Below are 8,212 nucleotides of genomic sequence, written 5' to 3'. Positions count from 1 at the left end.
GCCAAGGAGCGTCTTTTCCTTGTCGTCGCCCAGTTCCACCGTCAGAACAGGGCGTGCGTCCGCCGACGACACCTCCACCGGGGCGATCGTCTTCGACGAGGCGTCGCGCAGCCGCAGCGGCAATTCGGTCGCCGACACGCCGAAGGCGAGCGCGAGGCGGCTGCGCGCGCCGGCGACGTTGCCGACCAGTTCCTGCCGGTCGGGGCCGGCCGCCTTGAACCAGACCGCCCGCGTCTCCCCCTCCAGCCGGCCAGCGACGTCGATCAGGTCGATCGGCTCCTCGACGACGAGGCACTCGCCCGCCTCGACCAGCCGGTCGAGGAAGGTCCGGAGGCGAAAACGCTCGCAATCGGTCACGCCGCTCTCCTTGTACCCGCCGGAGCGCTCATCGTCGGTCGGGCGCGCTATCTCGGTCAGCATGGTCGCTTCGCCTATCTTATCGGCCGGACGAGGGCGTGATGGAAGGCCCGCGCATCGTCATCCGACGTTCGCCCGTGTCGGTCAAAAGATCGTCAAACGGTCTGGCCGATGCGGCGGCGCGGTGATGCGATGCCGCAGACATCGTCAACAAACCCGGCAACGAGGTCGCCCAATCGGATATCTGCGGTGTTGAGCGAGAAGATCGTCGACATATGGTTGTTCGCGTCCAGCACGATGAAGCGGTCCTCGCGACCGGCGGCGGTGAACAGATCGCGCAGCCGATCGAGGTGACGCTGGAAGAAAGCGGGGTCGAACTCGGGACCGACGAACAACAGCGGCACCTCGCTCGCAGCCAGCGCGGGCACCGCCGCCCGAGTGGCGTACAGCGCGTCATCGCTGCCGAAATAAGCGCGCTCGTGGTCTAGGAATGGCAGGTCGTCCGCCAGTGCGCGGTCATCGGGCGTTGCCCCGCCCGTTGGCGAAACGAGGATTGCGCCACAAATGCCGATCCCGTCCGCCCAATATTCGGGATGCGCGACATAGCAGGCGATATGGGTCGCGCCAGCCGAATGCCCCATCAAGACGATCGCATCGGGATCGCCGCCCCATTCGAACGCGGCAGCGCGCACCCAGGCGATAGCGGCGGCGATGTCCTGCTGCGCCGCCGGCCAGGGATCGGCGGGGGCAAGGCGGTAGGTCATGTTGATCGCCAGGAATCCATAGCGCGCGCCCCACAAGGCGACGTTGTCGTAGAACGGGCTGCCCGGCCTGACCCGCCGGTCGCCCACTATATAGCCGCCGCCGTGGACGAACAGCAGGATCGGCCTCGGCGCTCCCTGGTCATCGGTGCGGAAGATGTCGGCCAGATTGCGGTCGTGCGGACCATAGCGCAGGTCGCGCGACACGGTGACGCCGCGATACGGCTCAACCTCGTGCAGCGGCGCGTAGAGCGACACCAGCCGGCGCAGGTCGATGACCGGACCCGCGGCACGGATTTGCTGCGAGATCCACTCGACGTCGGGCTGCATCGGTCGCTCCTGCGGCGTCGGGATCGCCGCGATCGGTGACACGACTGAGCGAGCCGGATCAAAAAGTCGTCAAAGTGACGCCACCGCTTCTGCGGGCTTTCCAACGGTTTCCTGCATCGCCATGCTGATGTGATTCATGGGAAAGACGCGGATGGACGCTATCCTGCCAGCCTCGTTGCTGGCGCAGTTCGACGGCGACGATCTCAGCGACAAGCTCGCGGTGTCCGCCGTGCTGGCAACGGTGGCGGAGGACGGCTGGCCGCATCTCGCTTACCTCAGCGCCGGCGAGGTGTTGATCGCCGGCGACCGGCTGAAGCTGCGGCTGTGGCCGCGCTCGAGCAGCGCCGCCAATTTGCGACGCGACGGCCATGTCGCGCTGCACGCCGCCGCCGACGGCGTCGCGTGGGAAGTGCGGCTCGCCGTCGTCGGCCGCGTCGACACGCCCGATTACCTGATCGTCGAGATGACCGTCGTCGGGGCGATCAGCCACCGCGCACCCTATGCCGAGGTAGGCGGCATGATCGGCTTCACCCTGCACGACGAGGCGAGGACGCTGGCGCGCTGGGAGGCACAGGTCGCGCACCTGCGATCCCTGGAGCAGGTATCTTGAGCGACCCTCGCCGGCTGATCGTCGGCATGTCGGGCGCATCGGGCGTCATCTTCGGCGTGCGCGCGCTCGAGCGGTTGCGCGAGACCGGGATCGAGACGCATCTGGTGATGACCCAGGCGGCGAAGCTGACGCTCGCGCACGAGACCAGCCTGAAGGTCGCCGATGTCGAGGCGCTGGCCAGTGTCGTCCACCGCGCCGACGATATCGGCGCGTCGATCTCCAGCGGGTCGTTCGCGACATTGGGGATGCTGGTCGCACCCTGCTCGATCCGCAGCCTGTCCGAACTCGCCACCGGGGTGACGGCGGGCTTGTTGTCGCGCGCCGCCGACGTCGCGCTGAAGGAGCGGCGGCGGGTGGTGCTGATGGTGCGCGAGACGCCGCTGCACGCCGGCCACCTGAAGAGCATGTTGGCGGTGACCGAGATGGGCGCGATCGTCGCGCCGCCGCTGCCCGCCTTCTATGGCCGACCGGAGACGATCGACGACCTGATCGATCACAGCGTCGGCCGCGCGCTCGACCTGTTCGGCCTCGACGTCGGCGGCATCCATCGCTGGCAGGGGACGCGGGCGGCCCCAGGCGGCGGGCGTTTGACGAGTTCTTGACCGTCCTTGTCACACAAAGCCGGCTGGTGCGGTGGGGAGACGGTGATTGGCCCAAGGCATACGGCGGATGATGATCGTCGACACGCTGGTCGGCATCTTCGTCAACGCGGTCGTGTTTCCGGTGCTGTTGTGGGCGGCCGGCCTCAAGCCGCCGCCGCACCTGCAGGGTCCCGATGGTGCGATCGTCGATGCGGTGATGGCGACGATCTGCCCGGTCGGGCTGATGACGCTGGTGATGACATTGGTGCTGCGCGCCCGCTTCGCCAGGACGCCGCCGCCAGGCCGGTATGGCGGCGGTTGGCTGGGCTTCGTGCCGCGCAATGTGATCGCGCGGACGATCCTGTTCGTGCTGGTCGCGGCGGCGGTGCTGGTGCCGTTGCGCGTCGCGGTTACGCTCGGCCTCGGAATGTTGCCGATGACCGGGCGCAGCCATGGCCTGCTCAACCTGTGCCATGGCGCGGTGATCGGGGCGTTGTTCATGCCGGTGATCTTCGTCGCGGCGCTGGCCGATCGGCGGGCCACGACCTTCGGCTCGTCCCGCTAGCGCTCTCCAGCTGCTAGGATGCCCTTCCGATCTCGTGCACGATCCGCGCCTTGATCGCGGCGGTGGCGATCTTGCCCGCGCCGGTCTTGGGCAGCGGGTCGGGCCAGATCGCGATATGTTTGGGCGTCTTGTAGCCGGCGATCAGGCTGCGGCAGTGCTGCGTCAGCTCCTCCGCGCTCGGCCGCGGGGCGTCGGCGGGCACATGAACCACCGCGCGCACCTGCTCGCCCCAGCGCTCGTCCGCCACGCCGAACACCGCCGCCTCGATCACCGCCGGATGCGACAACAGCGCGTTGACCACTTCGGCGGGATAGACGTTCTCGCCGCCCGAGATGATCATTTCCTTCTTGCGGCCAACGACCTGATACAGGCCGGCGTCGCTGCTGAGGCCCAGGTCGCCGGTTCGGTACCAGCCGGACGACTGTACGGCGCGGGTCGCCTCCGGATCGTTCCAGTAACCCTGGAATAGCCGCGCCCCGCGCAGCCCGAATTCGCCGACCATTCCCGCCGCCACCGTCCCGCCGTCGTCGTCGAGCAACGCGATCTCGACGTGACGCGTCGGCCGGCCGACGGTGTCGAACGCGGCATTGGGATCGGGGTTGTCGCCCGCCTGCTCGTGGCAGACAAAGCCTGACCCTTCGGTCAGGCCATAGGCCTGTAGCAGCTGGCATCCGAGCGCCGCGCGGCAGCGCTTGTAGACTGCATCCTGCATCGGCGAGCCGCCATAGCTGATCAGCGCCAGCGAGCTCAGGTCATGTCGCTCGTCGGGACGCTGGCGCGAAATCCAGTCGAGCAGCGTCGGCGGCAGGCTGGTCTTGGTGATCCGCTCGCGCTCGACCAGCGCGCCGAACCCGGCGGCGTCGAACTGGCCGGCGACATGCGCCCCGCCGGCAAGCGTCATGCCCCAGATCGCAAAGGCGTCGACCAGGTGGAACATCGGCGCAGAATGCAGCCAGACATCGCCGTTCGCGAAATCGAGCCGTTCTATCGCGTCGATACCGCTGGCGAGCAGGTTGCCGTGGGTCAGGCAGACGCCCTTGGGCTGTCCCGTCGTGCCGCTGGTGAAGAATATCTGCGCAAGCGTCTCGGCGGTCGCGGGCGATGCGGAGATGATGGGGGTCGCCTGTGCCAGCGCCCGCTCATAGCCACATGCCTCGTCGGGCACCGCCGCCTCATGCCAGCCGATGGAGGTTATGTCGCCAAACGTGACTTCCCCCGACCGGAAGACAAGCTGACAATCTACCCGTTCCAGGATGTCGCCAAGCTCGGCCGGGGCCAGCCGGGTGTTGAGCGGCACCAGGACCGCACCTGCCAGCGCGCAGGCGAAGTTGACCTCCAGATAGCGGAACCCGTTCGGCGCGATGATCGCGACCCGCTCTCCGGGCCGGACGCCGCGGCTGGCGATGGCACCGGCGAGCCGCCGCGATCGGTCGAACAGCTGGCGATAGGTCAGGTGCCGGTCATGGGTGGAGACGGCGATCCGCTCGCCATGTTCCGCCTCTGCCCTCTCCAGCAGGTCGACGAGTGTTTTCATCCGGCTGGCACCGGTCAAAGGAACCTCAAAACGGCCAGTGGCGTCCGGTGTTTCGGACCGGGACAGCGGCTTTCCTGTCGCAGGATACTGTGACGGCGGCCGGATTGACTCGGCTGTCGCACAGCGCGCAGACTGCCATGCCCGATAATGCGGACGATCCGCGCTGTCGGGCCAATGCCAAACGCCCGCGCGGCTCGTGCGAGCGCATCGGGAGGATGTGATGGCGCGTTTCGAGATGAGAGCGTTGGGGCCGTTGCGCTTCGCCGGCCCGGACGGCTGCGAGCGGCGGCCGACCACGCGCAAGACCGCGATGCTGGCCGCCTATCTGGCGATCCATCCCGGCAAACGCTTCAGCCGCGAGGCGATCGCGGGGCTGTTGTGGGGCGACAAGGACGAGGCACGGGCGCGCCACAGCCTGAGCCAGGCGCTGTGCGATCTTAAGAACGTGTTCGGCAAGCAGATGGTCGGCGTGGACTTCCAGTTCATCTGGAGCGCCGCCGACGCGATCGACGTCGATGTCGCGCGCCTCGCCACGATCGACCCCGCCTGCGCCTCGCGCGAGGAACTGGAGCTGTTCGAGACGCTGTACCAGGGCGACTTCCTCCAGGGGTTCGATTTCGACCAGCAGGGATTGTCGAGCTGGCTGATGGCGGAGCGCGAGCGGCTGCGGCAGCGGCTGCACGACGCGCTGAGCCGGCTGGTCGAAAGCCGGCTGCACACCGGTGACCATGACGCCGCGCTGACCGCGGCGCAGCGCATCCTCGCCATCGACTCGTTCGACGAGACCGCCCACCGCGCGATCATGCGCTGCCATGCGATCAAGGGGTTTCCGCGCCGCTCCGCCGACCACTTCCGCTCGCTCGAACAGGAACTCGCGCGCGAGCTCGGCGTCGATCCCGAACCGGAGACCTGCCTGCTCCACAAGCGCATCCAGGAGCGCGGCCCCCTCGCCCCCGCCAGCCGCACGCTCGCCGATTTCGCCTTCGTCCTCGAACAGCTGCCCTATGCGGTCGCGGTGACCGATACGCACAACCGCATCGTCGGCTGGAACCACGTCGCCGAGGACACGCTGGGGTTCGCCAAGGCGGAGATGTGCGGGCGGCTGCCGACGGCGGTGTACGCGACCGGCGGCGACCTGCCGCTCGCCGAGCAGATCCTACGCAAGGCGATTTCCGGCGGGCGCTGGGTCGGCGACGTCATGCTGACGGCGAAGGACGGCACCACCTTTCCGCAGCGCCGCATCGTCAGCCCGCTGGTCGACGCGGACGGCACGATCGTCGGTGCCTTCGGCCATGGCTACGCCGCGTAGGAGCGATCGTCAGCCGGCTGCCTGGACCCCGCCGAACCGGCCCTCCCACGCGAAGCTGTCGACCGGGTTGCGGCCGCTCGGAGCTTCGCGCGCCTGCAGCGGTTCGGGCAGCAGCGACTTATCGGCGGCGCGGCCCAGCACGATCCCAGCTTCGATGCGATAATCGTCGGGAACGCCAAGCTCCGTTCGCGCGCGCTCGAAGTCGACGCCGGCAAGGCCGTGAGCCGCGAGCCCCATGCGCGTCGCCTGCAGCGCGAACAACGCCCATGCGGCCCCGGCATCGAACGAGTGGCTGTGCGATGGCGTCGGCATCGGCGACCCCGGAAACTGGATCATCGTGTCCGATGCCATCAGGATAAGGACCGAGCCGTTGCGCGCCCAGCCGGAATTCTGCGGTTTCAGCAGATCGATAAACCGCTCCCACGACGGCGTGTCGCGATGCGCGTAGATGAAGCGCCAGGGCTGGCGATTGAACGACGATGGCGCCCAGCGCGCGGCGTCGAACAGCGTTTGCAGGTCGCCATCGTCGATCGCCGACCGATCGAACGAACGCGGCGACCATCGTTCGAGAAACAGCGGCTCGACGAGATTATCGGTCTGCCGTGGGGAAGCGATCTGCATGACGGTGCCTTATCCTGCGGACGACGGCGGACAATGAGCGCCGCTCGTCACCGGTTTCGACCCCTGCTCGAGCGGGTTCAACCAAGTCTCAAGGCGCATGTTGACATCCGTTTGAAGGAAGACGGCATCATCCGCTGCAGTGGACGGTCGAGGGGTGGAAGGTCGAGCAGGATGGACGATCAACGACACCGAATCGTCGGCGCGTGGGACCTGCTGGGCGAGGAGGACGTCGACGCGCAGGGCGTTCCCGTCCACGATCCCGTGCCGCGCCACGGCCGCGTGATCTACAGCGACGACGGGCACGTATCGGTGGTCTCGACGCCGGTGGCCCGGCATCCGGCGCGGAGCATCGGTGCCCGCCCGGTGCTGACCGGTGCCACCGACGCCGACATCCTGGCCGCCGTGGCCGGCGTCGCCGCCTATGCCGGCCGCTACGCCATCGACGGAGATATCGTCAGCCACCATGTCGAGGTGGCGCTCAACCCCAATGCGATCGGCACGACCCTGACCCGCCGGTTCGCGATCGACGGCGACCGGCTGACCTTCTTCGCCGCGCCGATCCATGGCGGCGCTTTCCTGCGCATCCGCTGGCGGCGGGCCGGGCCAAGCGCGATTTGACAGGGTTTTGACCGCGCCGCCGCACGGCGTCGCATCGAGCGGGCGAACTCGAACGTAACGAGCGGCCGCGAAAGGAGAGTGATCAATGAACCGTTTCCGCCGAGGCTCAGCGCCGACGATCTCCGCGCTTGCCGTCGCTGGGGCAAGCGCCGCCATTCTCTGCGCCGGCCCGGCCAACGCGCAATCGACCGCGCCCAACGCGGCACAGGCCTCCACCGACGCGCCGCGGAACCCCGGCGACGGCATCGCCGACATCGTCGTGACCGCGCAGCGCCGCGAGGAGCGGCTGCAGGACGTGCCGATCGCGGTCAGCGCGATCACCGGCGCGACGCTGGCCAAGGCCGGCGTGGCGGTCTCCACCGACCTTGCCCAGTCGGTGTCGGGCGTCACCATCACCGACAATGCCGGCTATGTGCAGCCGCGCATCCGCGGCATCGGCAACAACGTCATCGGCGTCGGCTATGAGGGCGGCGTGGCGACCTATATCGACGGCGTCTATATCGGCTCCGCTCCCGCCTCGCTGCTGTCGCTGAGCGGCGTCGAGCGGGTCGAGGTGCTGAAGGGGCCGCAGGGCACGCTGTTCGGGCGCAACTCGACCGGCGGCCTGATCCAGGTCGTCACCCGCGAGCCGTCGCAGCACGCGGGCGGCCAGATCTCGCTCGGCTACGCCAATTACGGCACGGTGTCGGCGGACGCCTATGTCACCGGCGGGCTTACCGACACCCTCTCCGCGGACTTCGCCGGGCACTCGCTGGCGATGCAGGATGGCTATGGCGTCAACGTCCACAACGGTGCTGTCAGTCTAATGCGAACCGGTCTCCACACGATGCAGGTCGGGCTTTGGGCGTGAGGCTCAGCTCGCGAGGTTCTGCCACTCCGCTAAGGCGGCGGAGCGGCGTTCCTTGTAGGTTGTCTAATCGCGTGAT

At 68.2% G+C, this 8,212-nt stretch carries 10 protein-coding genes; 6 read left to right on the top strand and 4 right to left on the bottom strand.

The genetic code is table 11. The annotated features are described in order from the left end of the window. Positions 1-420, bottom strand: a 420-nt coding sequence (locus HUU96_RS07705; protein ID WP_174292253.1) for a UbiD family decarboxylase domain-containing protein, incomplete at its 3' end; no start/stop codon positions are given. A 92-nt stretch (positions 421-512) separates the two neighbouring features. Continuing rightward, a complete protein-coding gene (locus HUU96_RS07700; protein WP_174292252.1) occupies positions 513-1,448 on the bottom strand; it encodes an alpha/beta hydrolase in 936 nt (311 codons plus the stop codon). Positions 1,449-1,599: 151 nt separating this feature from the next. Here HUU96_RS07700 and HUU96_RS07695 point away from each other — a divergent pair, with 151 nt between their 5' ends. The 3 genes from HUU96_RS07695 to HUU96_RS07685 all read left to right on the top strand — a co-directional run bounded on the left by HUU96_RS07695 (position 1,600) and on the right by HUU96_RS07685 (position 3,204). Next, positions 1,600-2,058, top strand: a complete 459-nt coding sequence (locus HUU96_RS07695; RefSeq protein ID WP_174292251.1) for a pyridoxamine 5'-phosphate oxidase family protein — start codon at positions 1,600-1,602, stop codon at positions 2,056-2,058. Further along, on the top strand, positions 2,055-2,660 hold the full coding sequence (locus tag HUU96_RS07690; RefSeq protein ID WP_302480225.1) for a UbiX family flavin prenyltransferase: 606 nt from the start codon (positions 2,055-2,057) through the stop codon (positions 2,658-2,660). The genes HUU96_RS07695 and HUU96_RS07690 overlap by 4 nt, the downstream gene beginning before the upstream one ends. A gap of 67 nt (positions 2,661-2,727) precedes the next feature. Next, positions 2,728-3,204 (top strand): hypothetical protein, encoded by a 477-nt coding sequence (locus HUU96_RS07685; protein WP_174292250.1) that lies wholly within the window; start codon positions 2,728-2,730, stop codon positions 3,202-3,204. 13 nt (positions 3,205-3,217) lie between these two features. On the opposite strand, the gene HUU96_RS07680 is transcribed toward HUU96_RS07685, so the two are convergent. Further along, positions 3,218-4,738: a class I adenylate-forming enzyme family protein gene (locus HUU96_RS07680; RefSeq protein ID WP_174292249.1), complete on the bottom strand. Its 1,521-nt coding sequence runs from the start codon at positions 4,736-4,738 to the stop codon at positions 3,218-3,220. A gap of 220 nt (positions 4,739-4,958) precedes the next feature. Between HUU96_RS07680 and HUU96_RS07675 the strand changes: the two genes are divergently transcribed. Next, positions 4,959-6,047, top strand: a complete 1,089-nt coding sequence (locus HUU96_RS07675; RefSeq protein WP_174292248.1) for a BTAD domain-containing putative transcriptional regulator — start codon at positions 4,959-4,961, stop codon at positions 6,045-6,047. A 9-nt stretch (positions 6,048-6,056) separates the two neighbouring features. Here HUU96_RS07675 and HUU96_RS07670 read toward each other — a convergent pair whose 3' ends face one another. Continuing rightward, the gene (locus HUU96_RS07670) at positions 6,057-6,668 is read right to left on the bottom strand and encodes a nitroreductase family protein (RefSeq protein WP_174292247.1); all 612 of its coding nucleotides are present in this window, start codon (positions 6,666-6,668) and stop codon (positions 6,057-6,059) included. Positions 6,669-6,839: 171 nt separating this feature from the next. Between HUU96_RS07670 and HUU96_RS07665 the strand changes: the two genes are divergently transcribed. Next, positions 6,840-7,286: a lipocalin-like domain-containing protein gene (locus tag HUU96_RS07665; RefSeq protein ID WP_174292246.1), complete on the top strand. Its 447-nt coding sequence runs from the start codon at positions 6,840-6,842 to the stop codon at positions 7,284-7,286. Positions 7,287-7,371: 85 nt separating this feature from the next. After that, on the top strand, positions 7,372-8,136 hold the full coding sequence (locus HUU96_RS07660) for a TonB-dependent receptor plug domain-containing protein (protein ID WP_174292245.1): 765 nt from the start codon (positions 7,372-7,374) through the stop codon (positions 8,134-8,136). The last annotated feature ends 76 nt before the right edge of the window (positions 8,137-8,212 follow it).

The sequence above is a fragment of the Sphingomonas bacterium genome (assembly GCF_903644135.1).
Lineage (GTDB): Bacteria > Pseudomonadota > Alphaproteobacteria > Sphingomonadales > Sphingomonadaceae > Sphingomonas.
Note: the sequence above shows the minus strand (reverse complement) of the source record. Positions and strands in the feature narration are given on the sequence as shown.